Source organism: Gilliamella sp. wkB112, from assembly GCF_001690685.1.
Classification (GTDB): domain Bacteria; phylum Pseudomonadota; class Gammaproteobacteria; order Enterobacterales; family Orbaceae; genus Gilliamella; species Gilliamella apicola_J.
The window spans coordinates 587,653-614,553 of the sequence record NZ_LZGL01000017.1 but is presented as its reverse complement, the minus strand read 5'-3'; the positions used below and the strand labels follow the sequence as shown (position 1 = coordinate 614,553).

Below are 26,901 nucleotides of genomic sequence, written 5' to 3'. Positions count from 1 at the left end.
AACAAGGAAACAAGGAAACAAGGACTTGATCAACCAAATTTTCTGAACAGTTTTTTTTATAACCTTTTTAAGTTTAGTTCGTTACTTTTTATTAAGTTTTTCCTTCGTAAAATTAGGTTTAAATTTTGTGTATTTAATCTAGTTTTATTATTATTTCCCTTTTTTTGCTCAGCCTTAACCGCAGTAACTAAAAATCCTATAAATGGTTCTTTACCTTATTTAACTTTCAATGATGGTGTAACTAGAGAGGTTACCGCAACAGCTTTAGGTTTAATTAGAATAACACTTCCTGATGGAACTTCACTTATACCAACCCAACATGATGTCTATCCTGATTCAATTGTTGATACCTCTAGTGCAGATGATCCTATAATTTTGAAAACATCTGATACTTTTGATAGCATTAAAACCTATGTCCCATTCCCCTCTGAAGGCAATACCAATTATCCAAAAGTAGATTTTGATCAGTTATTGGTTGCACCCTATAATTATTGGCAAGATGATGATGGTGATGAATTAATCCCTGCAAGTTCACCTCAGGCTAAAGGTTCTTTAACTGTAGTCTGGAAAGATAAGTATGGGCGTGACATCACAAATCGAATCAAATCTAATCCTTCCGCAAAATTATCTAGTTGTGAAGCACCATATTCATTAACAGTTGGATTAAATAAAGGTGAAATACGCACAAAATACGGAATCCCGAGTAAATTCACTATTGATAATAATAACCATACTTATTATATTTACCCGAAACCAACTGAACCTATATTTTGTTATGCACAGCCAAATTTAACCCACGGAGATGGGCAATATGCTGGACCAGAAGACCAATGGGATCCTAAAAATGGTTTTAAATTACAAGATGTTAATACTCCTGAAAGTAATTTTCCGACAGTTGGTGGAAATAATTTATTTTTCAAATTAATCGTAGATGGAATTACTGCAGAAAAAATTATTAATACCAATGGTGCAATAGTTCAACCAGAAGTTGGTGAAGGGGTTAGCTTGGAGTTAACTGCAGAAAATAATGAACCACAAGGAAAGGTTGTTCGTGTAACACTAAAAGGACCAAATAAGGCAGCCGGTGGTGGAATTTTTAAAGCTTCAACATTTAAAATTTATGCAGATAAAAATACTAATAATTTATTGTATAGTTTTAAAATTAACCGTTGGTTTATTGGTAATATTACAACAGCTTCATGGAGTGGTGCTAATAACTGGTGTGTAAACTCTTTAGCCCCAAGATCAAGTTATAGGTTACCTAAAACGACAGAGTATACTAATGGTCGCAGTTTTGCCACCAGAAAAATAAGTTGGGATAATGCCAATCACACCAGCACTAATATGGGTGGTTTAGTTAATGAATGGGGAAATTTAAATATAGGATATTATCCAGATAGTGATTTTCCACGCGGAAATTATGCTATTTGGGCTGAAGAATATCAAGGTAGCACCGTAGGAGGTTCGACTCATTTAGGGGTTAACCAAGGAAATGGTAATGTGGATTGGCATTTAGACTGGTCGGCTAGTCAAATAGGTGTTGGATGTGTTACACCATAAAAGTAACACTAAATAAAGATTTGCTGTTATTTGTCAAAAATTTAGCAGCAACTCTTGCCCAATTGCTATGCACACCACATAAATTATTCGCTTAATTAAAGGGTGTACCTCTCCCCACAAATCGACTAAGAATAACACTTCATCTTGATTATCAAATGCAGCTATTGTGGCTAACATTCGTTTTTTCAAATTTTCAGGACTATTACTAGGGTACAAAGTTACGGCTTTAACAAAATATATAGCGATTATATGCGACTAAAAAAGTTAAAACTCCATTGTTAATTGATCATCCTTTTAAGAAAGCAAATGATTATTTTTTAGAAGTTAGTGCTAAATATGAAGTATGTATAGATATTGTGAAATAGTGTTTTTTTGCTGATTAATTAATAACGGCTTGCATATAGTTATTAAAAAATTATAAATATAGTTATTAAATATGTTAATTAATATAAGGTTTATATGTAAAAACGTTTATAACTTTATATTTATCTTTACAAAACTTTATATAAATACGTTTTTATTTTTTTACTCAAGTTAGTATACTAAAACGGTTATATTTGTATATTAAATGAATTAATATACAAAAAATTAGTAAATATAAACATAACATATTGATTTTAAGGTATATTTATGCTACAATATCTAACAAGGAAACAAGGAAACAAGGAAACAAGGACTTGATCAACCAAATTTTCTGAACAGTTTTTTTTATAACCTTTTTAAGTTTAGTTCGTTACTTTTTATTAAGTTTTTCCTTCGTAAAATTAGGTTTAAATTTTGTGTATTTAATCTAGTTTTATTATTATTTCCCTTTTTTTGCTCAGCCTTAACCGCAGTAACTAAAAATCCTATAAATGGTTCTTTACCTTATTTAACTTTCAATGATGGTGTAACTAGAGAGGTTACCGCAACAGCTTTAGGTTTAATTAGAATAACACTTCCTGATGGAACTTCACTTATACCAACCCAACATGATGTCTATCCTGATTCAATTGTTGATACCTCTAGTGCAGATGATCCTATAATTTTGAAAACATCTGATACTTTTGATAGCATTAAAACCTATGTCCCATTCCCCTCTGAAGGCAATACCAATTATCCAAAAGTAGATTTTGATCAGTTATTGGTTGCACCCTATAATTATTGGCAAGATGATGATGGTGATGAATTAATCCCTGCAAGTTCACCTCAGGCTAAAGGTTCTTTAACTGTAGTCTGGAAAGATAAGTATGGGCGTGACATCACAAATCGAATCAAATCTAATCCTTCCGCAAAATTATCTAGTTGTGAAGCACCATATTCATTAACAGTTGGATTAAATAAAGGTGAAATACGCACAAAATACGGAATCCCGAGTAAATTCACTATTGATAATAATAACCATACTTATTATATTTACCCGAAACCAACTGAACCTATATTTTGTTATGCACAGCCAAATTTAACCCACGGAGATGGGCAATATGCTGGACCAGAAGACCAATGGGATCCTAAAAATGGTTTTAAATTACAAGATGTTAATACTCCTGAAAGTAATTTTCCGACAGTTGGTGGAAATAATTTATTTTTCAAATTAATCGTAGATGGAATTACTGCAGAAAAAATTATTAATACCAATGGTGCAATAGTTCAACCAGAAGTTGGTGAAGGGGTTAGCTTGGAGTTAACTGCAGAAAATAATGAACCACAAGGAAAGGTTGTTCGTGTAAAACTAAAAGGACCAAACTGGGCAGATAGTGGTGGAATTTTTAAAGCTTCAACATTTAAAATTTATGCAGATAAAAATACTAATAATTTATTGTATAGTTTTAAAATTAATCGTTGGTTTATAGGACATATAACGGGAACATCTTGGAGTGCGGCTCGCAATGCATGTGCAAACTTGAAGCCACAATCAAGTTATAGGTTACCTAATACTACTGATTATACTAATGGTAGCAGTTTTGCCACCAGAAAAATAAGTTGGGATAATGTCAATCACACCAGCACTAATATGGGTGGCTTAGTTAATGAATGGGGTAATTTAAATATGAGATATTATCCAGATAGTGATTGGGAAGGAAGCAGTTATGCTGCTTGGACTATACACCCAGCTGGTACAATCTACTCTACTCATTGGGGAGTTGCACACACAACAGGTAATGTCGATTGGCATTTAGATTATGCATCCGCTAATATTGGTGTTGGATGTGTCACACCATAAAAGTAACACTAAATAAAGATTTGCTGTTATTTGTCAAAATTTAGCAGCAATTCTTTGATTATAAATTAGTTTTAGTTGTTTATTAGTCCCGTTAAATAGTCAAAAATTAGTTACAAAAATTTAAAATTAATGTTGAAGGGTTTGGCGAATAAATCCATTATTGTCACTAAGCGCTTGCTTAGCTTGTTCAACATCGAGATTGGCCAAAATCATTAAAATTGCCGTTTTGCAATGTCTTTGGCTTTGCTTAAGCGCTATCATTGCAGTTTCTCGATTACAATCAGTGGCTTGCATTACGATATTTATTTGGCGCTCTATAAGTTTGGCATTAGTAGCTTCAACATCCACCATTAAATTACCATAGACTTTGCCTATTTTAATCATGCTAGCTGTTGTTAACATATTCAGGATTAATTTTTGTGCTGTACCTGCTTTCATTCTTGATGAACCGGTAATAACCTCTGCGCCAACAATCGGTGTGATGGCTATATCAGCAATATTTACCATCGGAGCTTGAGAATTACAACATATACTAACAACAGTAGCTCCAATTGATTTAGCTAATTGCATTCCACCTATAACGTAAGGTGTGCGCCCACTTGCAGCAATACCCACTAGTACATCTTGGGCTGTAAAGTTAATGCCTTTTAAATCTGTAATAGCTAATTCTGGATTATCTTCTGCGTTTTCAACGGCTTTAAAAATAGCTGGTTGCCCACCAGCTATTAATCCTATTACTTGTTCTGGCGGGGTTCCATAAGTCGGTGGGCACTCACTGGCATCTAAAATACCTAGTCTGCCAGATGTACCTGCTCCCATGTAGATTAGACGACCATGATGCAAAAAAGCCTGACTAATGACATCTACTGCCTTGGCAATATAGGGTAGTTCTTTTTCAACTGCAATAGCAACTTGTTTGTCTTCATTATTGATAATTTTTAAAATATCAAGTGTAGAACAGCTATCAATATTTTCACTATTTGGATTGCGACTTTCAGTTAACATACTCAATAAATTAATGTTTGACATTATTTTTCAACCCTAACCATAATAACGAGATAACTAAAGCAAATAATGCCCCAAAGCCAACACCAATAGCAATAATAGGCACTCCAGCGGCCACGGCTAAAGAATAGAGTCCAAGCATAATCATCATGGCACCATATTCACTCAAATTTTGTACCGCTATTACACTACCAGCGCCTATAATCTCTTTACCTATTTTTTGGATTAAAGCATTTAATGGCACTAAAAAGAAGCCACCTAGTGCGCCAATCATAATTAATAAAATATATGACGAAACCATATGGCTTTGAAGTGTAAAGGCGATGACTACAATACCCATCATAATGCCCGCAGGAATACAACGTAAGGTATTATTGATAGAGATAAATTTGCTAGCAAGCCCTGCACCGACTACAATCCCTACAGCCACAACAGCATTGAGTACGGTTGGTGTGGTATTATCAACGATACCTAATACAACCGGTACCCAACTAATTAATAAAAAGCGTAGTGTGATCCCAGCGCCCCAAAACAGGCTAGTACCGTACAAAGTAAACCGAGCTTGTCTATTAATAAAAAGCATTTTAACTGTGCGAATAAAATCTTTAAGCATGCTCAAAAATTGCCATTTAATATCACTTCTTGCGGCTGGTAATCTAGGAATAAAGAGATTAGCAATCACTGCACAACCAAACATTAATACGCAAGCTAATAAAGAAGCAGTAACATTAAGATCTGCAATATAACCACCAGCAACCGAACCAAGTAATATTGAAGCAATTGTTGAGGCTTCGATTAAACCATTAGCTTTGACTAAATTATCGCCTGTAGTAAGTTCACCTAAAATACCATATTTAGCGGGAGAATAAGCCGATGCACCAATCCCTACTAGAATATAACCTAAAAATGGATTGATACCTAAACAGATGCTGCCAGCACCTAGTAATTTTAAAATATTTGAGATCATCATTACCCGACCTTTTGACATGCTATCAGCAAATTGACCAACAAAAGGTGAAAGTAGAATAAATGGTACCACAAACCCAATTTGTAATACTGATTGGCTCCATTCCGGGTAATGTAGATTTTTAATAAAGGCTAAAATAGCAAAGAATAAGGCATTATCACCAAATGCCGAAAAGAATTGCGCTAGCATGGTTGCCATCATGCCTTTACTAAACAGAGAGTTTTGCGTCATAAGACATCCTTTTATAGATTTGCTTGCTATTCGTCAGCCATCTTCCTCAGAGTGATGAAATCAATCTTACCGGTGCCCAGTAGTGGAAGTTCTTTGACTACACGAATATCTCTTGGCACGGCTAAGGTAGGAATACCAAGTTCTTGAGCTGCTTGATTGAGTTGCTCTCGATTTAATTCTTTCGAAGTAGTAAATAGTACAATAGCTTCACCTTTTGATGCATCAGATTTGACCGTAGCACCATGCATTGTATTTGGATCAACTTTTTTAGCTAATACCTCTACGCTTTCTAGCGAAACCATTTCTCCGGCAATTTTGGCAAAGCGTTTTAAACGCCCTTTGATGGTTAGGAAACCTTCATGATCAATGGCCACAATGTCACCAGTATCATACCAACCAGATTCTGGTTTACCATTTTCATCAATCGCTATTGGGACTTCTAATTTTCCCGGATGCTCTACTCTTAAATAACCTTTCATGACATTAGGGCCTTTGACGTGCAATTCGCCCCCACTATTAATGCCTGAAATTGGAATTAATCGCGAAATCATACCCGGTAATAAGCGACCAACAGTACCATTTTTATAAGCCATTGGTACATTAAGTGCCACTACGGGTGCACATTCAGTTACCCCATAACCTTCTAAAATACGAATACCATATTTATTTTTCCATTGTTCGCGAACTGCTTCAGATAGTTTTTCTGCTCCAGCAACTACATAGCGTAAACGCATAAAGTCGTATGGGTGGGCATAACGAGCATAATTTGCCAAGAAAGTTGGGGTTCCAAATAAAATGGTACAGTTTTGGTCATAAATAATTTCTGGCACCATGCGATAATGCAATGGATTCGGGTATAAAAAGGTTCGACTACCAGAAAATAATGGTAAAAATAATCCAGCGGTAATACCAAAAGCATGAAATAGTGGCAATGCTGACATAAAGCGATCAGCAGGAGTTGGATCAATTACAGTGCGAATTTGTTCGACATTAGCAATTAAGCTGCCATGACTATGTACCACCCCTTTAGGGTTACCTTCTGAACCAGAAGTAAAGAGTACTAAAGCTTCATCTTCACTTGATTGCTTATACTCAACTAAGCGCGGAATAAATTGATGAATAACAACATATAATTTATCGGTGAATGTTAAACTATGGCGTAAATCTTCCAGAAAATACCATTTAACGCCTTTAATTTCCTCAAGTAAGTAATCTAGTTTACCTTTCTTAATAAACTTTCGTGAGGTAATAATCGTTTTAATTTCTGCTGCGGTGATCGCACAAGTAAGCCCTTTGGTTCCCGCAGTATAATTAAGCATTGCTGGTACTCGATTTTTGACAGATAACCCAAAAATCGTTGCTACTGTAATGGTTGCATTAGGTAATAAAACCCCAACACGCTCTTTTTTCTTAGTGATTTTGGCGATAATACAGCTAACACCAATAATTTGTTTCAATAAGTTACGATACGATGCTTCGCTAGTAGTAGGATCTTGTACCATGCGTGATTTCACGCCATAGCGGACTTGAGCTTCCAGCAATGCGGCAAAGAGTGTAAGTTTAGGACGACTTGCCATGCGAGCATTCATCATAATTTGATGTAACTTTTCTCCGGCAATGTAACGGCGTTCACTAGCATTGCCAGCATTAGGCATAGGAATAGATGTTGGTTCAAGTACATGAATGGTAATTTTGGGAAATAAGTGACGTTTGAATAAACCTTTTAATCGGCTCGTCAAAGTAAATTCAGCACCTTCAATCCAAACCGGAACAATGGTTGCTTGTGATTTGGCGGCAACAAAGGCAGCACCATCATAAATTTTCATTAAGGACCCAGTTATAGTGATCCTACCTTCAGGGAAGATCACAATAGGGCGGCCTTTTTCGATTTCACGAACTAAACGTTTAATTGCCATAGGACTGGTTGGGTCCATAGGGACAAAATCGACATAACGTTTAGCGAAGCGGACTAACCAATGATTAATATAGCCAGCATAAATAGCAAAGACAGGGCGAACAGGTAAAAAAACACCAATTAAAACACCATCTAGAAATGAAACATGATTAGGAGTGATTAGGAGGCGGTCTTGTTTTAAATTATCGAGATTACCATGAATTTTAACATGAAATAAAATCTTTAAAAAAAATTTTAATACTTTGAATAACATCTTATATCTCAATTAGCATGCAAAATTGCATTTGCTAATAATAGTGAAAATAGACCGATTATACAAGAAAGGTAAGCGTTGTTTAATGTTATTCATATAAATCATATAATTAAAACCTATTTACGAATAGGTTTATTTTAAAAAATAGACAATTGATAACAAAACCGTACAATAAAAATCCTAAATAGAGAATAGGGGAATTTAAATGTTAGTCTTAACCGCAACCGATATTGAAAAAGTTTATAGTATGCAAGATGCAATTGCAGCGGATAAACAAGCCTTAAAAATCTATACTCAAGGTAATAGCGAAGTACCATTGCGTACGAACTTTGATATGCAAAATGGTCAATGTTTATTTATGCCTGCTCATATCAAAGGTAGTGATATTGTTGGGATTAAGATTGTCTCGGTTTTTCCAGATAATCCAAAACTAGGTAAACCGTCGGTACCGGCACAAGTATTAATGCTTGATCCGCAAACTGGTGAAGTTTGTGCCATACTTGACGGTACTTATGTTACTCAGTTGCGAACTGGAGCGGTGCAGGGTGCGGCAACGGATCTCTTAGCCCGTAAAGATGCTAGCCGAGCGGTATTAATTGGTACTGGTGGGCAAGCCATTTCACAATTAGAAGCCATGTTAACGGTACGTCCATTAACAGATGTTGCAATTTTTGATATTAATGTGGAAAAAGCTAAACAATTTACTGCACAAATGCAGCAAAGATTTGCACGGTTTTCAACTAATTTGTATTTCTCCGAAAATTTAGATGAAGATATCAGTCAAGCAGATATTATTACCTCAGTAACAACCTCAAAACTAGCAACCTTCAATGGTGCAAAAGTTAAACCTGGTACGCATATTAATGGCGTTGGAGCTTATACTCCGGCAATGCATGAGATCCCTGCTGATATTGTAGAAAAAGCCGATATTCGCGTACTTGATACTAAAGATGGGGTTTTTGCCGAGGCCGGTGATATTATTGATCCTATTAAGCAACAACTAGTTACTGAAAATGATTTTTTAGAACTAGGGGATTTAGTTTCAGAACCTGAAAAATGTCGACAAAATCCTCAACAAATAACTGTATTTAAAACTGTAGGTACTGCGGTTTTAGATGTATATGTAGGTTATGATATTTACCTGAAAGCAAAAGCAAAGGGGATTGGGCTTCATATATAATAACGAATAACATCGGTTAATTTTAGTTTTGGTAACAAACACTCCTTGTAAAGATGTTTCAGGAGCGCTATACGTTTAGGTATAAAATTAGCTTGTTAACTCTGCTTTTTGTGAACGCCCAAGTAATGAAATAGCTGCTTGTTTAGGATCTTTATGTTCATAAAGAACTTGGTAGATTTGTTCGGTGATTGGCATATCAACATGATATTTTTGTGCAAGCGTCCAAACTTCTTTGGTGTTTTTACAGCCTTCAACTACTTGTGCAATAATGTCTTGTGCTTCTTGAATTGATTTGTTTTGCCCTAGTAAAATGCCAAAACGACGATTTCGTGATTGATTATCTGTGCAAGTCAACACCAGATCACCAAGCCCAGCCATTCCCATAAAAGTTACTGGATCGGCACCAAGGGCCGCACCTAAACGCATCATTTCAGCCAGTCCACGGGTGATTAATGCAGTTCTTGCATTAGCCCCAAAACCTAGCCCATCCGATAAACCCGCACCAATAGCTATTACATTCTTAATTGCACCTCCAAGTTGCACCCCAATAAAGTCTTTACTACTATAAACTCGGAAACCCTTACTACAATGGAACAAATTTTGTAATTCAGTTAAAAAATGTTCATCTGTCGAGGCAACGGTCACCGCAGTAGGTAGACCAGAGGCTACTTCTTTAGCAAAAGTAGGGCCAGAAATTACTGCTAAAGGAATTTGGCTACCAAGAATTTCTCTGGCAACATCTTGTAATAATCGTCCGGTATCAACTTCAAGTCCTTTGGTCGCCCATACAATTTTAGTGTCTGAGCGTAAAAAAGGTTTTATTTGCACTAAGATACTAGCAAAAGCATGGCTAGGAACAACAATAAGCAGGGTTGACGCTGCTTGCACGGCAGTTTGTAGATCACTTTCGATCTGTAATAGATCCGGAAATGGAATATTAGGCAAAAATTGTTGATTTTGCCTATCATGCTGTAAGGTAGCCATTTTATTTGAATCTCGCCCCCACAGTAGGGTCGAATGACCATTACGAGCAAGTAAAATAGCTAAAGAGGTTCCGTATGAACCAGCTCCAATTACTGAAACTACAGCATTTTTTCCCATAAATAACCCACTAAACTTATTATTAAATAGCTACAATAATATTATTGTAAGGTTTCACCGGATTCAGCTTGAGCTTGCTGTTGCAAATAGTTCATAAATAGTGCATCAAAATTCACTGGTTCTAAATTTACTGCTGGGAATGAGCCTTTATTCACTAAATTAGCAATCGCTTCACGTACATAAGGGAATAAAATATTTGGGCAATATGCACCAAGGCAGTGCTGGAGTTGACCATCATTAAATCCAACTACAGAAAAAATACCCGCTTGGGTGACTTCACAAATATATGCAACTTCGTTATGTGATTTTACTGTGACGGTTACACGTAATGCCACTTCAAAAACGTTATCATTCAATGTGTGTGAAGATGAATTAAGTTCAACATTCATTTCCGGTTGCCATTCTTTAGTAAAGATTTCAGGCACATTATTGGTTTCAAATGAAACATCTTTGATATAGATGCGTTGAATAGCAAATTCTGTTTCAGCAGCTTGTGTATTGTTTTGTTCTGTCATGATAAAACCTTATTTTATATATAATATTATTTTCTAACGAGTGGTAAATTTTCGCCATTCCAACCAGCGATGCCATCTTTTAAAGCGAAGACATGTAAAAAGCCTTGTTTGACCAGCGTGTCACCAATACTTGATGTAGATAAACCATTTTCATCAATTAAAATAATTAGGTTTTCCTTAAATTTTTCAATGGTTTTGGCACTAGCATTTTTAATGTCAATTGGAAGGATATTATGTGCTTCGGTAATATGTCCTTTTTTAAAATTATCAGCAGAACGAATATCAATAATAACTGCATCTTGCTTATTGATCATATTGATTGCTTGAGCATTACTAATAATTTTAACCTTGGATAATTTACTCTTTATAGTTAATACGATGATGGCAATAAATAAAGCTATCCAGCCTAATGAAAGCAAAGGATGACTTTTAATAAAAGGTATAATTTCGAGTGTAAAAAAGTCCATACTTATATGATTACCTAGTTATTTATTCAAAATAAGTGGAGATTATAACGATATTATACGATGAAATACAGAGCCAATGGGAGAAAACTTATTTTACCTTAGCAATACTTGTTTAAGATGTAACAATATTTAATGAAATAGGCTAACATCTATCTCATTATTTTTCAGTTGCATTAATTTTGTGCGTAGTGCTTTATTTTGGTGCAAAAACTAATAACTATGGTACTATTTTATCCACAAATATACATAAAATAATGCGATTAAAAAATGGCATTATATTTGCATGAAGTAAATCACTTGGCAAAAATAGCCTTTTATACTGAACAATTGTTTGTCCTTAATGGAGAAGATAAATGTCTACACAAAAAGTTTTAACCTTAATTAAAGAAAATGATGTTAAGTTTGTTGATTTACGTTTTACCGATACTAAAGGTAAAGAACAACACGTTACAATTCCTGTTAGCCAAATTGATGCTGATTTTTTTGAAGACGGTAAAATGTTTGATGGTTCATCAATTGCTGGTTGGAAAGGTATCAATGAATCTGATATGGTGTTGATGCCAGATGTTGATAGCGCGGTTATCGATCCTTTTTTTGAAGATGTAACTTTAAATCTACGTTGTGATGTATTAGAGCCAGCGACGCTACAAGGTTATGATCGTGACCCTCGTTCAATTGCTAAACGTGCGGAAGAATTTTTAAAATCATCAGGTATTGCTGATACTGTTATTTTTGGACCAGAGCCAGAATTTTTCTTATTTGATGATGTTCGTTTCGGTTCGCCAATGTCTGGTAGCTTCGTGCATATTGATGATATTGAAGCAGCTTGGAATTCCGGTACTAAATATGAAGAAGGTAATAAAGGTCACCGACCAGGTGTTAAAGGTGGTTATTTCCCATTACCTCCAGTTGATTCATCTCAAGATATCCGTTCAGAAATGTGTTTAATTATGGAGCAACTAGGTTTAGTTGTGGAAGCTCACCACCATGAAGTTGCCACTGCAGGCCAAAATGAAATTGCTTGTCGTTTTAATACTTTAACTAAAAAAGCTGATGAAGTACAAATCTATAAATATGTAGTACAAAATGTTGCTCATGCCTATGGTAAAACAGCTACATTTATGCCAAAACCTATATTCGGTGATAATGGTTCTGGTATGCACTGCCACCAATCTTTATCCAAAGACGGTGTCAATTTATTTGCTGGTGATAAATATGCTGGTCTTTCTGAAATGGCATTATTTTATATTGGTGGTATTATCAAACATGCTAAAGCGATTAACGCTTTCACCAATCCAGCAACTAACTCTTATAAACGTTTAGTACCAGGTTATGAGGCACCAGTGATGCTTGCTTACTCTGCTCGTAACCGTTCTGCTTCAATTCGTATTCCTGTGGTAACTAGTCCTAAAGCTCGCCGTGTTGAAGTTCGCTTCCCGGATCCAGCGGGTAACCCATATTTATCATTTGCCGCACAATTAATGGCGGGGCTAGATGGTATTATTAATAAAATCCATCCAGGTGATGCAATGGATAAAAATCTGTATGATTTACCGCCAGAAGAATCTAAATTAATTCCTCAAGTAGCTGGTTCACTTGAAGAAGCACTTAATGCATTAGCTGCAGATCATGAATTTTTGACTCGTGGTAATGTCTTTACTAAGGATACTATCGATGCTTATATTGAATTAAAACGTCAAGATGTCGATCGTGTTCGTATGACTCCACACCCAGTTGAATTTGAATTGTACTACAGTTTATAAGTAATATTATTTTGATTTAAAACATTATTCCACCGCTAATTATAGCGGTGGTTTATAATTGGGGGCGAAAATCTAACGATGACATTTGATAATGACTCTGATGCTAATTTAGTTCTCGATTCCATGATCACCAGTATTTTATTACTTGATGAACGACTGCGTATTCTTTATGTAAATTCTGCTGCACAACAATTATTAGCACAAAGTTCAAAAAAATTATTAGATAGTTATCTACCCGATTTATTAAATTATTTTTCTTTAGATATTCAGCTAATGCAAACTGCATTAACACAAAGCCAAGGTTTTACCGATAATGAAGTTCATTTGGTAGTTAATAATGAATTAAATATTTTATCGTTAACTGCTCAATCGTTAGAAAATGGTCGTATTTTAATTGAGATGGCGCCTTTAAATAATCATAAACGATTAAGCCAAGAACAATTACAACAAGCACAACAAAGTGCGGCTCGTGAATTAGTTCGTGGTCTTGCCCACGAAATAAAAAATCCGCTGGGGGGGCTTAGAGGGGCGGCACAGTTGTTGTCGCGAGAGTTACCTAATAATGAATTACAAGATTATACCAAAATTATTATTGAACAAGCTGACAGACTAAGGAATTTAGTGGATAGATTACTTGGTCCACAACAACGGTTGCAGCAAAAAACACAAAATATTCATAAAGCAATTGAAAGAATATATGCGCTTTTATGTTTAGAAAAACCAAACAATACTGAAATTATACGTGATTACGATCCTAGTTTACCTGATTTCATTCATGATTCTGAGCAGATAGAACAGGTCATTTTGAATATTGTGCGTAATGCCATACAGGCCATAGGTCCCAATATCGGTACTATTACAATAAGAACTAGGACCGCATTTCAAGTGACTTTACACGGTCAACGTCACCGATTATGTGCGCGTATAGATATTGAAGATAATGGTCCTGGTGTGCCAGTTCATATTCAAGATACATTGTTTTACCCAATGGTAAGTGGTTATGAGGGTGGAACCGGTATTGGACTGTCAATTGCACAAAATATTGTCGATCAGCATCATGGCAAAATTGAATTTAATAGTTGGCCTGGACATACTGAATTTTCTGTCTATTTGCCAATTAAGCAGTGAGGAAGAAAAAAATGAAGGTTTGGATTGTTGATGATGATAGTTCTATTCGTTGGGTGTTAGAAAAAGCATTAACTAATGCAAACTTTGAGTGTGTTAGCTTTGCTAGTGGTCAAGAAGTCATTGATGTATTAGCAACTCAGGTGCAAAAACCTGCCGTTTTAATTTCCGATATTAAAATGCCGGGGCTGGATGGATTGACATTACTTAATTATGTTAAAGAACAGATACCTAACTTACCAGTTATCATTATGACCGCTCATTCTGATCTAGATGCTGCAGTTAATGCCTACCAGAAAGGAGCTTACGATTATATCCCTAAACCATTTGATGTTGATGAAGTTATTCAGCTTGTTGAAAGAGCTATTTTACAAAGTCAAAACCAAAAAACAAATTCTATTACCACAACCAAAGCTTCAACTGGCATTATTGGCGAAGCACCAGCTATGCAGGAAGTATTTCGTATTATTGGGCGGTTATCAAAATCGTCAATAAGTGTATTAATTAATGGTGAATCAGGCACAGGTAAAGAGCTAGTAGCTAAAGCGCTACATATGCACAGTCCGCGTGCAAATGCTCCTTTTATTGCTTTAAATATGGCGGCAATTCCTAAAGATCTGATTGAATCTGAATTGTTTGGTCACGAAAAAGGTGCATTTACAGGTGCAGCGCAAATTAGGCATGGGCGTTTTGAGCAAGCTAATGGTGGTACCTTATTTTTGGATGAAATAGGCGATATGCCTCTTGATGTACAAACACGCTTATTACGGGTACTAGCTGATGGGCAATTTTATCGCATTGGTGGGTACTCCCCCGTTAAAGTTGATGTGCGTATTATTGCTGCTACTCATCAAGATTTAGAATTGAGAGTGAGGGAAGGCAGATTTAGAGAAGATTTATTTCATCGCTTAAATGTTATTCGGATTTTATTGCCACCATTACGCGATCGCGCGCAAGACATTCCAAAGTTAGCCGAGCATTTTTTACATACTACCGCTAAAGAGTTAGGCATGGAAAGTAAAGTATTTAGCCCCGAAGCCTTGAATATTTTATGTATGTTTAATTGGCCGGGGAATGTTAGGCAACTTGAAAATACTTGCCGATGGGTAACGGTAATGTCCTCAAATAAAGAGATTCTAGTTCAAGATTTACCCCCTGAATTACTAAAAGCATCCAATCCTAAAGTTGTAAATAATAATGAAGCCAACCAGCGTTCAACTGATCAAGTTCAACAAGAGGTGAGTTGGCAAATTCTATTAGAACAATGGGCTAAACAGGCACTAGTTTCTGGTAAAACTGAGATATTAACCGAAGCGGTGAATGATGTTGAACGTATTTTATTAAATTGTGCTCTTAATTTTACGCGCGGGCATAAACAAGATGCTGCTCATTTGTTAGGGTGGGGGCGTAATACCTTAACGCGAAAGCTTAAAGAACTATCAATTGATAATAAAAATACTTTATAGATCTTTATTATTCTGTTGTTAGTTGAATTATCAGTGGGATCAGAGTTAACTATTATTTATAGTTAACTCATCGGAGTTTCGAGAATAATTATGTCAGCAAGTAAAATAAAATCTGTTAAACAGTTCTTCATTCATAGGTTATTATAATATTTTAACAGCCCCTAATTTATAGCCGTAAGTAACATCTTCAATTAGTTCATTATGTATTAGGAAATATTTAGTTTTAAATCCAACGTAGGCGCCAAAACTATTTTTTGCATTAACGTGCACAGGAATAACCCAACCATATTGAAGCTCAAAATTCTGCATTAATCCCCCTTCTACATATCCTTTTCTCGGTTCATCAAATTTATATTGAGCAGAAAATGGATCTTTTAAGTTTGTACCTACAATGCTTTTTATATTTTCTTCGTAATTAACCGGTTTATTACCGAAGTCAGCGGTTGCCAAATCTTTAGCGCTAGGCGTTGAAACACATCCAAGTAAACAAAATGCAAAAATAACAATAAGTAATTTTTTCATATTTTTCTCCTTTTTAGAAATTAATAAGTAATTTGTTGATCAAATCGATATTTCTATTATTTTAATAATGCTTTTCGTTTTATTTATTGATGATAATGTCATCACAAAAAAGTAAGTTTTATTATAATCAAATAAGTAACTTTATAACTGCTTATAATATATTATTAATTTAGTAAGTGTTAAAAATTATATTGCTTCTCGTCAGTTCTTATAAATACTCAAAGTTCATTGAACCTAATTAGGTTTTTAGTTACAATCCAGTAATGAAAATGATAACTATTATATTTATCATTTTATTATGTGTCTGTGATTGAGAATTAGGAGATTACATGTATTCAAATATAAAAATTAAATTTTTAGTATTATGCGCTTTATTATTAGCTTTAACTGGATGCGATAATAAAACAGATAAAACAACTACCGGGAAAACTGTTACTATTGAACATGCACAAGGTAAAACAGAAGTTCCTGAGAATCCTAAACAAGTGGTTGTTTTTAATCCGGCAACTTTAGATATTGTAGATGCATTAAATATACCAGTAACTGCTGTTCCACAATCGGATGTTCATTTCCCTGATTTCTTGACTAAATATAGTGATAAAGCCTATACCAATGTTGGTACGTTATTCGAACCAAATTATGAAGTTTTAAGTTCCTTTAAACCAGATGTAATTATTGCTGGTGGGCGCACTCACGATGTCTATAATAAATTAAGTGAAATCGCGCCAACCATTGCTTTAGATATTGATCCTAATAACTTTTTAACAAGCCTAACTCAGCGAACAGAACAGTTAGGTATTATTTTTAATAAACAAGATGAAGCTAAAAAATTAATTGCTGATTTTAATCAAAAGATCGACCAACTTAAGCCTAAAACTGCTAATGCAGGTACAGCATTAGTTATTATGATTAATAGCGGAAAAATGTCTGCTTATGGAGCTAAATCTCGCTTTGGTTTTGTATTTGATCAGTTAGATTTTAAACCAGCAACAACTTTCCAAGAAGCTGGTCGTCATGGTAATGCAGTTACTTCTGAGTTTATTTTAAGCGTTAATCCTGAATGGCTATTTGTGCTAGATCGAGATAATGCCATTGGCAATAAAGAAGCACAATCGGCTCAACAAGTATTAGATAATGAATTAATCAAAAAAACAGATGCTTGGCAGCATAATCATATAGTTTATTTAGATTCAACTTCTATGTATATATCTGGTGGTATACAAACATATAGCCGTTTAATGGATCAAATCAATAATGTTTTACAGCAATCAGCAAATAATTAATGTAAGACATGGTTAAATCTTTTTATTTTATTGCAGGCGTTGTTATTTTAATGATAATGGCTGCAATAAGTCTATTTATAGGCGCAGGGCATGTAACTTTGTCTGAATTGTGGGCAAATGATAGCATGCGAGAAATCTTCTTCGTTAGCCGTATTCCAAGAACAGTAGCATTAATATTAGCTGGTAGTGCTATGAGTGTCGCCGGATTGATTATGCAATTACTGACGCAAAATCGATTTGTTGAACCTTCTTTAGTGGGTACAACACAATCAGCTAGTTTAGGGCTGCTTGTTATGCTGGTTTTTGCACCTGCAGCAAGTGTTATGCTTAAAATGGTTGTAGCAAGTTTATTTGCTATGCTTGGTACCATGCTGTTCATGATGATATCAAGAAAAATCATTTTTAAATCAGCACTGATGGTGCCTCTAGTTGGCATTATGTTAGGTGCAGTAATTAGCGCTATTACCACTTTTTTTGCTATGTACTTTGATTTGTTACAATCACTTAGTGGCTGGGAATCAGGTGATTTTTCCGGAATATTACAAGGGCGTTACGAACTATTATGGTTGGTAGGGGGATTAACATTATTAGCTTGTTGGAGTGCAGATCAATTTACTGTAGCAGGTTTAGGTCGTGATTTTTCAATTAATGTTGGGCTCAATTATCGACGAGTAATGTTAATGGGACTGGTTGTTATCGCCTTAATTGGTGGTATTGTGGTCGTCGTCGTTGGGGTATTACCTTTTTTAGGCTTGATTGTTCCCAATATTGTGAGTTTACTACTTGGCGATAATGTACGTAAAACAATTCCTTGGATTTGCCTTTTTGGGGCTGGTTTAGTGTTAATTTGTGATATTATTGGGCGCGTTATTCGCTATCCTTTTGAAATTCCAGTTAGTGTTATTTTAGGCGTAATCGGTGCCATTGCTTTTTTAATGTTGTTGAGTCGAAGACGCCATGTTAATTAATCAAACTTGTCATATTTCCAGCCCAAAAAGATTATTAATATTAGTGATTATTGCTTTGTTCAGTATTACGTGTTTTCTGACTATTAATCTGCAAGGTAATATTAGCTATATTCTAATGCATCGTACTTGGACTGTTTTAACTATGCTTTTAGTTGCTTTTTCAGCAGCAACTTCAACCTTATTATTCCAAACAGTAACGAATAATCGAATTTTGACTCCTTCTATTATGGGGTTTGAAGCCCTATTTGTTCTAATTCAAACATTGGTAATCTTTTTTATCGATGTACAAGGTATTCCTTATATTGGCATCATTGGTAAATTTTTATTTGAGTCATTTTTATTGATTTTATTTTCGCTATTTTTATACCGTGGCTTATTTACCAAACTTAAGCAAAATTTGCATTTGGTTTTGTTAATTGGGATTATTTTAGGAACTCTATTTCGCAGCTTTTCTAATTTACTGCAACGCTTAATGACACCAAGTGAGTTTGCTATTTTACAGAGCCGTATTTTTGCCACCTTTACACGAGCGGAACCGGTATTAATTGTTTTCTCATTAGTCATTGCTAGTGTAATTGGGGTATTTTTATGGCGCATGCGTTACCGTTTTGATGTGTTAGCATTAGGACGTGATAATGCCATTAATTTAGGTGTTGATTACCAAAAAAGTGTTACTATTATTTTATTATTAGTATCTGTGTTAGTCGCTATATCAACCGCCTTAGTCGGTCCATTCACCTTTTTAGGGCTATTAATTGCTAATTTAGCCTATAGCATTAGCGGTTCCAGTCAACATCGCTTTTTGTTACCAACAGCTGTTTTATTAGGCATCATTTTTTTGGTCGGGGGACAATTATTTTTAGCTTATGTTCTAAATCTAGTTGGCGCTCTATCAATTGTAATTGAATTTATTGGTGGTTCTCTGTTTATATTCTTATTATTGAAAAAGGTTTCAATGTGATAGAAATTGATAATATTAGTAAAAAATATCAAGCAATCCCGGTATTAAAAAATATCAATGCGAAAATTTTGCAAGGTGGTATTACAGCCATTATTGGGCCTAATGGTGCGGGTAAATCTACATTATTATCGATTATTAGCCGACTGTTATTGCCGGATGAAGGGCAAGTTAAAATTCAAAATATGGATGTGGTGAATACGCCAAGCGATAAGTTAGCTACTTATCTTTCGGTACTTAGGCAAGAAAATCGGTTCACTAGTAGATTGACAGTGTTTGAATTGGTGGGGTTTGGGCGTTATCCATACACTAAAGGGCGTTTAAACGCTGATGATCACCAACATATTAACCGCGCATTAGAATTTTTAAACCTAACCGAATTTAAAGATCGCTTTTTAGATGAATTATCCGGAGGTCAACGTCAACGTGCATATGTGGCAATGGTCCTTTGCCAAGATACTGAATATGTGTTACTGGACGAACCACTAAATAATCTTGATATGAAGCATGCAGTTGCAATGATGAAACAATTACGAAGGGCGGCTGATGAGCTGGGTAAGACAATTATGATTGTGATTCACGACATTAATTTTGCTTCAGTTTATTCTGATTATATTTTAGCGATGAAAAAAGGTGAATTAGTTTACCAAGGTACTCCCAAACAGATTATGAATACAGAAATCTTAGAAGATATATTTGATACGCCAGTAAAAATAACCAATATTTATGATCAAAATATTGCTATTTATTATTAACATTTAACTAATTATGATTAAAGGATTTAGTTTGAGCCTAAATCCTTTTTTATTTTATGAGATTAATTTGTACACCCTAGTTACATTGACTGATTAATTTTTAAAAATATCAGTGTGTAAGTAGAAAGAACGAATGTTTACATTTCATTTTATTTCATGTTAAATAACGACAATATTTATTCCCGAGAAAGAGGTTATGAAATTAGAGGAAATTGCCAGGTTAGCGGGTGTTTCAAGAACTACAGCTAGCTATGTGGTTAATGGAAAAGCCAAAAAATATCGTGTTAGTGATAAAACTATTGAAAAAGTTATGACGATAGTTAAAGAACATAATTACCAACCTAATGCAGTTGCAGCAGGGTTAAGAGCAGGTAAAACTAGATCTGTTGGCATTATTATCCCCGACCTTGAAAATATTAGTTATACACGCATTGCTAATTATTTAGAACAATTGGTTAGAAAAGAGGGATACCAACTATTACTTTCATGTTCTGAAGATGATCCCGAAATAGAAAAAGAATGTGTAAAGCATTTAAAGCAACGTAGAGTGGATGCATTAGTGATTTCTTCTTCCTTTGTGTCAGAAAAAGATTATGCTTTTTATAATGATTGGGAGAATACGGAGATTCCTTTATTTGCCTTAGATAGAACCTTATCAACAACAGAGTTCAGAAATATTGTGGGTGCTGATAAGGAAGATTCTAGAACCTTAGCACAAGTATTTAATAATTTTGTGCAAGGTACAGTTACTTATATTGGGGCTTTACCCAATTTATCTGTTAGTCAATTACGTTTAAATGGTTTTAAAGAAATTGCATTAAAAAGTTGTAATAAGGTTGATTTTTTATATGCTAATAACTATAGTCGGCACGACGCGGAAATAGCTTTTAGTCAATGGCTAGAAACTCATGACCTTCCAAATGGAATTTTCACCACTTCCTTTTCATTATTGCAAGGCACAATTGATGCTATTTTGAAAAAATTTGGACAGTTACCTGAAAATCTTACCATTGCCACTTTTGGTGATAATGATCTGCTTGATTTTTTACCTTGTAAAATAATTGCACTTTCGCAAGATCATAAAGAAGTTGCTCAAGTAACGATAAAACTATTATTAAATAGTTTATGTGATAAAAATTATCAGTCAGGTACTACTGTCATTCCCCGTAGATTGATTTATCGAGGTAGTTTGAGTAGAGATGATCTTAGTTAATAATCAATGTGCTGATTATTTTTTAATAGTTTTTTAGTGATTTTTTAGACAGAAATTAGATCTAGATCACAAATAAATTATTAATAGACATAAAATATTTGATAATTATTCTATTTATATTAATAATTGCTGAAACGATTCAATCTTATTCAAGAAAGGATTTAGAATTGCTGAATTATTTTAGTAAATTCCATATTTTAACCCAGAGGTATTTATTATATGTTTCATTTAGTTAAACAAAATATTCATTTAAATGAACAGGCAGCCAATAAAACAGAAGCAATAAAAAAAATTGCTGCTGCTTTAACTAGCGCAGGATTTGTTGAAGATGGCTATGTTAGCGGTATGCTTGAACGCGAAGAGCAAGCGGCAACTTATTTGGGTATTGGTCTAGCTATTCCTCATGGGACTACTAAAACCCGTGATTTAGTTAAAAAGACTGGTGTGCAAGTTTTTTGTTTCCCTAAAGGGGTAGAATGGGGGGATGATGGTGAAAAAGCTTATTTGGCAATTGGTATAGCTGCTAGCTCTGATGAGCATTTAGAACTGTTACGACAATTAACCCATGTTCTCGGTGCAGATGGTGTAGAAGATAAAATTAAAAATATTAAATCAGCCGATGAAGCTATTGCTATTTTAACTGGTCAAGCTAGCCAGAGTGATACTCAATTTACCATAAATGAATCTTCATTATTGTTAGATATTCCAGCTGATAGTTTGGCAACTTTACAAGCATTAAATGCTTCACGGTTAAAACAATTAGATGCTGTAAATGCTAGTTTTATTGCCAATGTTTTAGATAATAAACCAAGTTATTTGGGTCATGGCGTATGGTTAAATGATAGTAAACAAGGCAATCTAAAAAATACAATGGCGATTAGCCGAACTATTAGTAATATTAGTGAAGACAATAAACCAGTCAAATTACTTATTACCATGTCAGCAATTGATGACTCAGTTACTAATATAATAAATCGTTTGGCATCTTTAGTTTTTAATCAAGACATTCAAAAATTATTGTCAGGCGATAGTGATAATCTCATTAATCTACTCGTTACTGATTCTGTAGCGGTGGATCAAACTCAGAATTCTTCATCTGAACCTGCTACTGATCAGAGTAGTACTACTCTGAGTCGTGAGTATGTGATTTCAAATGAAAATGGTTTACATACCCGACCATCATCGGTATTAGTCAAATTAGTAAAGGAATTTAATAGCAAAATAACTGTAGCTAATTTAGATGGCAAAAATGAACCTGTTAGTGCTACTAGTTTAATGAAAATTGTGGCGCTAGGAGCTAAAAAAGGTAGTCGCTTACAATTTACCGCTGAAGGGGATGACGCTGCACAAGCATTAGATGCTATTGGTAAAGCTATTGAAAGTGGTTTAGGTGAGGGCGCTGAATAATGGCCTATCGTGTTGCTACTATTACTTTAAATCCTGCTTACGACTTATTAGGCTTTTGCCCGAAAGTTGAACTAGGTGATGTTAATTTAGTGCAAACCAACGCGTTACTTGCTGCAGGTAAAGGTATCAATGTTGCTAAAGTATTGACTGATTTAGATGTTAAATTGACTGTTGGAGGTTTTCTAGGCAAAGAAAACCGTGATGGATTTGACTTATTGTTTGAATCATTAGGTGTGATCGATAAATTCCAAACTATCGAGGGGCAAACACGTATTAATGTCAAATTAACTGAACAAAATAGTGAGGTTACGGATCTAAATTTTTCCGGCTTTACTGTAAGTGATCAAGATTGGCAAAAATTTGTAACTAGCTCACTTGAATGGTTAAAAGACATCGATATGGTGGCAATTAGTGGCAGTCTGCCAGCTGGCGTATCATTCAGTAACTTTACTAAATGGATGGAACAAGTTAAAAAGATTTGTCCAAAAATTGTGTTTGATAGTAGCCGAGAAGCATTAGTTGCAGGGTTAAAAGCTAATCCATGGTTAATAAAACCGAATGATAAAGAACTGGAAATGTGGGTTGGAAGAAAATTACCAACTTTACCTGAAATTAAAGCTGCAGCTATGGAACTCATAAATGGAGGTGTTGAAAACGTAGTGATTTCACTCGGTAGTAAAGGTGCTTTATGGGTAACTAAAAATGAAGCATGGTTAGCAAAACCACCGAAATGTAAAGTGATTAGTACTGTAGGTGCAGGAGATTCAATGGTTGGTGGTTTAATGTATGGGTTGTTAACTAATCAATCAATTAAAGACACATTAATATTTGCGTCAAGTGTAGCAGCTTTATCGGTTGAACAAGCCGGAGTCGGTATATCCGATCGCCAAGCTGTCAATAACATGTTGGAAAAAATTGAAATAATTGCTGGATAGGAGTCTGCATGAATATATATATTGTTGAAGGTAATAGTATAGGTCCAGTTAATGGACGTCTTGCTAAAGCCGAGTTAGCCTTAGCTGCTAATTCATTAAATTTAAAAGTGGTTGATAACGCTACATCAGCAGATGTTATTATTGCTGTTGGTTCAGGATCAATAAGTGATAAAGCGGTTATTGGTAAAAAAGTTTATGTAGTAAAAGACTTAAATGATCTATTTGCTAATCCTAAACAAATTTTAACTGACGCACAAAGTAAAGCGGTTGCTTATGAACCAACTGCGGATTCTGCATCATCAACAAATGATGGTGTAAAACGTATTGTTGCTGTTACCGCTTGCCCAACTGGTGTTGCCCATACTTTTATGGCGGCGGAAGCAATTGAAGAAGAAGCTAAAAAACGCGGTTGGTGGTGTAAAGTTGAAACTCGTGGTTCTGTGGGTGTGGGTAATGAATTAACCCCAGAAGAAGTGGCTAATGCCGATGTGGTTATTGTTGCTTGCGATATCGATGTTGATTTAAGTAAATTTGCCGGTAAAAAAATGTACCGAACTAAAACTGGCCCAGCACTTAAAAAGACAGCACAAGAGTTGGACAAGGCTTTTCAAGAAGCGACAATTTACCAACCAGTAGCCGGTGGTTCTGTTGCTAAAACAACTAAAGAGAAGAAAGGTATTTATAAACATCTATTAACAGGTGTTTCCTACATGTTACCAATGGTGGTTGCTGGTGGTTTAATTATAGCTCTTTCTTTTGCTTTTGGTTCTTTCGAAGATGTTGATGGTGTTCAAAAATTAATTGGTGAACCACATTTAGCTGAAATAGGTGGTTTAGCATTCTCGCTAATGGTTCCATTGTTAGCAGGTTATATTGCCTATTCAATAGCTGATAGACCAGGTCTTGCCCCAGGTCTAGTTGGTGGTCTGCTTGCAGTTTCCACAGGAGCTGGTTTCTTAGGTGGTATAATTATTGGTTACTTTGCTGGTTATTTAGCATTATTAATTGCTAAATATTTACCATTACCAAAAAGTATGGAAGCCTTAAAACCAATTTTGATTGTGCCATTATTAGCGACGCTAGTTACCGGATTAGTCATGCAATTTATCGTTGGTACACCAATTGCTTGGTTAATGGGTGTGGTAACAGTATGGTTAAATTCAATGGGCACAGCGAATGCTGTTATATTGGGTGCTATTCTTGGCGGTATGATGTGTACTGATATGGGTGGTCCAATTAATAAAGTAGCTTATGCTTTTGGTACTGGGTTAATCGCTGAACAAGTTTATGCACCAATGGCTGCGGTTATGGCTGGTGGTATGGTGCCACCATTAGCAATGGGACTAGCCACACTTATTGCTCGTAAAAAATTTGCTAAAGCCGAACAAGAAAGTGGTAAAGCTTCATTGGTATTAGGTTTATGCTTTATTTCAGAAGGAGCAATCCCATTTGCCGCACGTGATCCTCTTCGTGTTCTTCCTTGTTGTATCATTGGTGGTGCGATTACTGGTGGTATGGCGCTGGCATTTGGTTCACAATTAATGACACCTCATGGTGGTTTGTTTGCCTTAGCTATTCCAGGTGTAGTAAAACCAGTAGGTGGTTATTTGCTATCAATCTTGGTCGGTTCAGCTATTGCAGGTATAGTTTATGCAATAATTAAAAAACCTGAATCAGCTACAGAAGCTGTTGCCTAAAAATAAAAATCGCCATCAAATGATGGCGATTTTTTTATTTAGTAGTAATAGCTATTTTTTAATCCAACGTTGTAAATCTTTAGGAATGAAGTTATCTATTTCCTGTAAAATTACATCTGCTTGGTCAGAAACAATTAATGTTTTATAAAAACTTTCGCGGATAAAACCTTGATCAACAGCATGTTGTAAAAAAACTAACATATGTTGCCAAAATTGAGCAGGATTAAATAAAGCTACTGGTTTTTCGTGGTAACCAATTTGCATACCAGTCCAAACTTCAAATAACTCTTCTAGGGTACCAGTTCCTCCAGGCATAGCAATAAAACCATCCGCAAGCTCAGATAATCTTGCTTTTCGTTGGTGCATATTCTCAACAACTTCTAAACGTGTAATACCATTATGAGCAGTTTCGGCTTGGACTAAACGCTCTGGGATCACGCCAATTACTTCACCACCATGGGCTAGAACCGCATTGGCGATTATCCCCATCAAACCTTTATTACCACCACCATAAATTAAGCGTCTATTTTGCATAGCTAAACTTTTACCTAATTGTTCTGCTTGAATGCGATATTCAATTAAACTACCTTCACTAGCACCACAAAATACACAAATATTCTTTTTCATAAATTCTATTTAACCTTTAATGTGATAAACACGAATTTCGTTATTTTAGCACAGTAATCACATATTTTGATTACAAGCTGAGCAGTTGAAAGTATTTAATGTATTTCGGATTGACATCAGCGGTATAGATGGTTAATATTTTGACCGTTAAGTGTTCCTCCATAGTTCAGTCGGTAGAACGGCGGACTGTTAATCCGTATGTCACAGGTTCAAGTCCTGTTGGAGGAGCCAATCTCAGTTATTTAGAACCTGCTTATAGCAGGTTTTTTTATGCCTATTAAAATGTTTGTTGATCGTGTTAGTTGATATCATTGTTATTATTAGTAAAACTAGTTGTTTCTTGTTAAATTGAAGCAACATAATTAAATAACTTTATTGATATTAATATATTATGTCGATAATGTATTATCATAAAGCTAGTGGTAATCAGTATAGTAAGTTTTGTAATTACTCTATTTACACCATGATCAATAAATTTAATTTAGAACAAATAGTAGTTACCATTGATTGGTATAGAACTGCTTACGAAGCTTACCATGAATTAAAAAATATTGAGTTTTAATTACTTTTAACACCTAATAAAGTGAAAAATTTATGTATTAATATAAATAGAAAGTTTTTATGATAACTCATTAGTCTCTGGAGAAATATTATCTATAAGGTAGTTAAAGCATAGAATGATGGCGGTATTAGCCAATTGTATGATTTTGTATCATTATAGTGTTAAATATTATAAAAGAATGTGCTCAATCCGTATTTTGCCGTGAAATATCATAATTAACCAA

The 26,901-nt window shown here is 34.9% G+C and carries 22 protein-coding genes, 1 tRNA gene and 1 pseudogene; 15 read left to right on the top strand and 9 right to left on the bottom strand.

Annotated elements, in window-relative coordinates; all coding sequences use genetic code 11:
- A partial coding sequence (locus tag A9G12_RS12345) for a hypothetical protein (protein WP_218056613.1) occupies nt 1–1,560 on the top strand: 1,560 nt, incomplete at its 5' end.
- A gap of 94 nt (nt 1,561–1,654) precedes the next feature.
- Here the strand turns inward: A9G12_RS12345 and A9G12_RS09505 are convergent.
- Nucleotides 1,655–1,791: pseudogene (locus A9G12_RS09505) on the bottom strand (PTS sugar transporter subunit IIA); the annotation flags it as partial.
- Between the two features lie 796 nt (nt 1,792–2,587).
- Here A9G12_RS09505 and A9G12_RS09500 point away from each other — a divergent pair.
- Nucleotides 2,588–3,763 (top strand): hypothetical protein, encoded by a 1,176-nt coding sequence (locus A9G12_RS09500; protein ID WP_065565581.1) that lies wholly within the window; start codon nt 2,588–2,590, stop codon nt 3,761–3,763.
- A gap of 126 nt (nt 3,764–3,889) precedes the next feature.
- Here the strand turns inward: A9G12_RS09500 and murQ are convergent, their stop codons facing one another.
- Genes murQ through aas form a run of 3 tightly spaced genes read right to left on the bottom strand, consistent with a single transcriptional unit; the run spans nt 3,890 to nt 8,134 of the window.
- The gene (gene murQ, locus A9G12_RS09495) at nt 3,890–4,792 is read right to left on the bottom strand and encodes an N-acetylmuramic acid 6-phosphate etherase (protein WP_065565580.1); all 903 of its coding nucleotides are present in this window, start codon (nt 4,790–4,792) and stop codon (nt 3,890–3,892) included.
- Nucleotides 4,779–5,966, bottom strand: coding sequence for a lysophospholipid transporter LplT (lplT, locus tag A9G12_RS09490; RefSeq protein WP_065565579.1), 1,188 nt, complete (start codon nt 5,964–5,966; stop codon nt 4,779–4,781). Before lplT ends, murQ begins: the two co-directional genes overlap by 14 nt.
- Nucleotides 5,967–5,992: 26 nt before the next feature.
- Nucleotides 5,993–8,134, bottom strand: coding sequence for a bifunctional acyl-ACP--phospholipid O-acyltransferase/long-chain-fatty-acid--ACP ligase (aas, locus tag A9G12_RS09485; protein ID WP_065565578.1), 2,142 nt, complete (start codon nt 8,132–8,134; stop codon nt 5,993–5,995).
- 205 nt (nt 8,135–8,339) lie between these two features.
- On the opposite strand from aas, the gene A9G12_RS09480 reads away from it, so the two are divergent.
- Complete coding sequence (locus A9G12_RS09480; protein ID WP_065565577.1) at nt 8,340–9,314, top strand: ornithine cyclodeaminase family protein; 975 nt, start codon at nt 8,340–8,342, stop codon at nt 9,312–9,314.
- A gap of 87 nt (nt 9,315–9,401) precedes the next feature.
- Here the strand turns inward: A9G12_RS09480 and gpsA are convergent, their stop codons facing one another.
- Genes gpsA through A9G12_RS09465 form a run of 3 tightly spaced genes read right to left on the bottom strand, consistent with a single transcriptional unit; the run spans nt 9,402 to nt 11,397 of the window.
- Nucleotides 9,402–10,415, bottom strand: coding sequence for an NAD(P)H-dependent glycerol-3-phosphate dehydrogenase (gene gpsA, locus A9G12_RS09475; protein ID WP_065565576.1), 1,014 nt, complete (start codon nt 10,413–10,415; stop codon nt 9,402–9,404).
- 41 nt (nt 10,416–10,456) lie between these two features.
- Nucleotides 10,457–10,930 carry a protein-export chaperone SecB gene (secB, locus tag A9G12_RS09470; RefSeq protein ID WP_065565575.1) on the bottom strand — a complete coding sequence of 158 codons (474 nt, stop codon included), beginning with the start codon at nt 10,928–10,930 and terminating at the stop codon, nt 10,457–10,459.
- A 26-nt stretch (nt 10,931–10,956) separates the two neighbouring features.
- On the bottom strand, nt 10,957–11,397 hold the full coding sequence (locus A9G12_RS09465) for a rhodanese-like domain-containing protein (RefSeq protein WP_065565574.1): 441 nt from the start codon (nt 11,395–11,397) through the stop codon (nt 10,957–10,959).
- Between the two features lie 353 nt (nt 11,398–11,750).
- Between A9G12_RS09465 and glnA the strand changes: the two genes are divergently transcribed.
- From glnA to glnG, 3 genes are all read left to right on the top strand, one after another.
- Nucleotides 11,751–13,160: a glutamate--ammonia ligase gene (gene glnA / locus A9G12_RS09460; RefSeq protein WP_065565573.1), complete on the top strand. Its 1,410-nt coding sequence runs from the start codon at nt 11,751–11,753 to the stop codon at nt 13,158–13,160.
- 78 nt (nt 13,161–13,238) lie between these two features.
- On the top strand, nt 13,239–14,288 hold the full coding sequence (gene glnL / locus A9G12_RS09455) for a nitrogen regulation protein NR(II) (protein ID WP_065565572.1): 1,050 nt from the start codon (nt 13,239–13,241) through the stop codon (nt 14,286–14,288).
- 11 nt (nt 14,289–14,299) lie between these two features.
- Nucleotides 14,300–15,751, top strand: coding sequence for a nitrogen regulation protein NR(I) (gene glnG / locus A9G12_RS09450; protein WP_065565571.1), 1,452 nt, complete (start codon nt 14,300–14,302; stop codon nt 15,749–15,751).
- 141 nt (nt 15,752–15,892) lie between these two features.
- Here the strand turns inward: glnG and A9G12_RS09445 are convergent, their stop codons facing one another.
- Nucleotides 15,893–16,273: a hypothetical protein gene (locus A9G12_RS09445; protein WP_065565570.1), complete on the bottom strand. Its 381-nt coding sequence runs from the start codon at nt 16,271–16,273 to the stop codon at nt 15,893–15,895.
- Nucleotides 16,274–16,602: 329 nt separating this feature from the next.
- Here A9G12_RS09445 and A9G12_RS09440 point away from each other — a divergent pair, with 329 nt between their 5' ends.
- The 8 genes from A9G12_RS09440 to fruA all read left to right on the top strand — a co-directional run bounded on the left by A9G12_RS09440 (nt 16,603) and on the right by fruA (nt 25,489).
- Nucleotides 16,603–17,556: a siderophore ABC transporter substrate-binding protein gene (locus tag A9G12_RS09440; RefSeq protein ID WP_141674140.1), complete on the top strand. Its 954-nt coding sequence runs from the start codon at nt 16,603–16,605 to the stop codon at nt 17,554–17,556.
- An 8-nt stretch (nt 17,557–17,564) separates the two neighbouring features.
- Nucleotides 17,565–18,524 (top strand): ABC transporter permease, encoded by a 960-nt coding sequence (locus tag A9G12_RS09435; RefSeq protein ID WP_065565569.1) that lies wholly within the window; start codon nt 17,565–17,567, stop codon nt 18,522–18,524.
- Nucleotides 18,514–19,485: an iron chelate uptake ABC transporter family permease subunit gene (locus tag A9G12_RS09430; protein WP_065565568.1), complete on the top strand. Its 972-nt coding sequence runs from the start codon at nt 18,514–18,516 to the stop codon at nt 19,483–19,485. The genes A9G12_RS09435 and A9G12_RS09430 overlap by 11 nt, the downstream gene beginning before the upstream one ends.
- Nucleotides 19,482–20,237, top strand: a complete 756-nt coding sequence (locus tag A9G12_RS09425; RefSeq protein WP_065565567.1) for an iron ABC transporter ATP-binding protein — start codon at nt 19,482–19,484, stop codon at nt 20,235–20,237. Before A9G12_RS09430 ends, A9G12_RS09425 begins: the two co-directional genes overlap by 4 nt.
- A 196-nt stretch (nt 20,238–20,433) precedes the next feature.
- Complete coding sequence (gene cra / locus A9G12_RS09420; protein WP_065565566.1) at nt 20,434–21,450, top strand: catabolite repressor/activator; 1,017 nt, start codon at nt 20,434–20,436, stop codon at nt 21,448–21,450.
- Nucleotides 21,451–21,669: 219 nt separating this feature from the next.
- Nucleotides 21,670–22,857 (top strand): fused PTS fructose transporter subunit IIA/HPr protein, encoded by a 1,188-nt coding sequence (gene fruB, locus A9G12_RS09415; protein WP_065565565.1) that lies wholly within the window; start codon nt 21,670–21,672, stop codon nt 22,855–22,857.
- Nucleotides 22,857–23,792: a 1-phosphofructokinase gene (gene fruK, locus A9G12_RS09410; protein ID WP_065565564.1), complete on the top strand. Its 936-nt coding sequence runs from the start codon at nt 22,857–22,859 to the stop codon at nt 23,790–23,792. The genes fruB and fruK overlap by 1 nt, the downstream gene beginning before the upstream one ends.
- Before the next feature lie 8 nt (nt 23,793–23,800).
- A complete protein-coding gene (gene fruA, locus A9G12_RS09405; protein ID WP_065565563.1) occupies nt 23,801–25,489 on the top strand; it encodes a PTS fructose transporter subunit IIBC in 1,689 nt (562 codons plus the stop codon).
- Between the two features lie 51 nt (nt 25,490–25,540).
- Here fruA and A9G12_RS09400 read toward each other — a convergent pair whose 3' ends face one another.
- Nucleotides 25,541–26,116, bottom strand: coding sequence for a TIGR00730 family Rossman fold protein (locus A9G12_RS09400; protein ID WP_065565562.1), 576 nt, complete (start codon nt 26,114–26,116; stop codon nt 25,541–25,543).
- 155 nt (nt 26,117–26,271) lie between these two features.
- Between A9G12_RS09400 and A9G12_RS09395 the strand changes: the two genes are divergently transcribed.
- A tRNA-Asn gene (locus A9G12_RS09395) sits at nt 26,272–26,347 on the top strand.
- The last annotated feature ends 554 nt before the right edge of the window (nt 26,348–26,901 follow it).

Coding starts and splice junctions, on each gene's coding strand:
- A9G12_RS09430 (WP_065565568.1), top strand. CDS start 18,514: ATGTTAATTAATCAAACTTGTCATATTTCCAGCCCAAAAAGATTATTA.
- lplT (WP_065565579.1), bottom strand. CDS start 5,966: ATGACGCAAAACTCTCTGTTTAGTAAAGGCATGATGGCAACCATGCTA.
- secB (WP_065565575.1), bottom strand. CDS start 10,930: ATGACAGAACAAAACAATACACAAGCTGCTGAAACAGAATTTGCTATT.
- A9G12_RS09440 (WP_141674140.1), top strand. CDS start 16,603: ATGTATTCAAATATAAAAATTAAATTTTTAGTATTATGCGCTTTATTA.
- fruA (WP_065565563.1), top strand. CDS start 23,801: ATGAATATATATATTGTTGAAGGTAATAGTATAGGTCCAGTTAATGGA.
- A9G12_RS09435 (WP_065565569.1), top strand. CDS start 17,565: ATGGTTAAATCTTTTTATTTTATTGCAGGCGTTGTTATTTTAATGATA.
- murQ (WP_065565580.1), bottom strand. CDS start 4,792: ATGTCAAACATTAATTTATTGAGTATGTTAACTGAAAGTCGCAATCCA.
- A9G12_RS09480 (WP_065565577.1), top strand. CDS start 8,340: ATGTTAGTCTTAACCGCAACCGATATTGAAAAAGTTTATAGTATGCAA.
- A9G12_RS09445 (WP_065565570.1), bottom strand. CDS start 16,273: ATGAAAAAATTACTTATTGTTATTTTTGCATTTTGTTTACTTGGATGT.
- A9G12_RS09400 (WP_065565562.1), bottom strand. CDS start 26,116: ATGAAAAAGAATATTTGTGTATTTTGTGGTGCTAGTGAAGGTAGTTTA.
- aas (WP_065565578.1), bottom strand. CDS start 8,134: ATGTTATTCAAAGTATTAAAATTTTTTTTAAAGATTTTATTTCATGTT.
- gpsA (WP_065565576.1), bottom strand. CDS start 10,415: ATGGGAAAAAATGCTGTAGTTTCAGTAATTGGAGCTGGTTCATACGGA.
- glnL (WP_065565572.1), top strand. CDS start 13,239: ATGACATTTGATAATGACTCTGATGCTAATTTAGTTCTCGATTCCATG.
- glnG (WP_065565571.1), top strand. CDS start 14,300: ATGAAGGTTTGGATTGTTGATGATGATAGTTCTATTCGTTGGGTGTTA.
- glnA (WP_065565573.1), top strand. CDS start 11,751: ATGTCTACACAAAAAGTTTTAACCTTAATTAAAGAAAATGATGTTAAG.
- fruK (WP_065565564.1), top strand. CDS start 22,857: ATGGCCTATCGTGTTGCTACTATTACTTTAAATCCTGCTTACGACTTA.
- fruB (WP_065565565.1), top strand. CDS start 21,670: ATGTTTCATTTAGTTAAACAAAATATTCATTTAAATGAACAGGCAGCC.
- A9G12_RS09465 (WP_065565574.1), bottom strand. CDS start 11,397: ATGGACTTTTTTACACTCGAAATTATACCTTTTATTAAAAGTCATCCT.
- cra (WP_065565566.1), top strand. CDS start 20,434: ATGAAATTAGAGGAAATTGCCAGGTTAGCGGGTGTTTCAAGAACTACA.